This is a genomic window from Polaromonas sp. P1_G2 (genome assembly GCF_056405515.1).
In genome coordinates, this window is the sequence record NZ_JBFUBY010001127.1 from 1 (window position 1) to 454 (window position 454).

General features: G+C 59.9%; 1 protein-coding gene. It reads right to left on the reverse strand.

Annotation, left to right across the window (positions count from 1 at the left end):
* Nucleotides 1–454 (reverse strand): aminoacyl--tRNA ligase-related protein (locus AC1D0P_RS29385; RefSeq protein ID WP_477679957.1); only part of this gene is annotated, 454 nt, incomplete at both ends.

Genomic DNA, 454 nt, shown 5'->3' on the forward strand with positions numbered 1-454 from the left:
GTAGGAATGTTCGGCGCCTTCGCGGTTCAGGTCGAAGGAATAGGCATCCTTCATCAGGAATTCGCGCGAGCGCATGGTGCCGAAGCGCGGCCGCACCTCGTCCCGGAACTTCAGCTGGATATGATAGAGATTGAGCGGCAGGTCCTTGTAGGACTTGACATAGGCGCGGAAAATCTCCGTGATCATTTCCTCATTGGTGGGACCATAGAGCATTTCTCGCTCCTGACGGTCCTTGATGCGCAGCATTTCCTTGCCATAGTCATCGTAGCGGCCGCTTTCGCGCCAGAGATCGGCCGACTGCAGTGTCGGCATCAGCAGCTCGATGGCGCCGGCGCGGTTCTGCTCTTCGCGGATGATCGCGTTGACCTTGTCCAGCACCCGCTTGCCCAACGGCAGCCAGGCATAGATGCCCTGGCTTTCCTGGCGGATCATGCCGGCGCGCAGCATCAGCCGG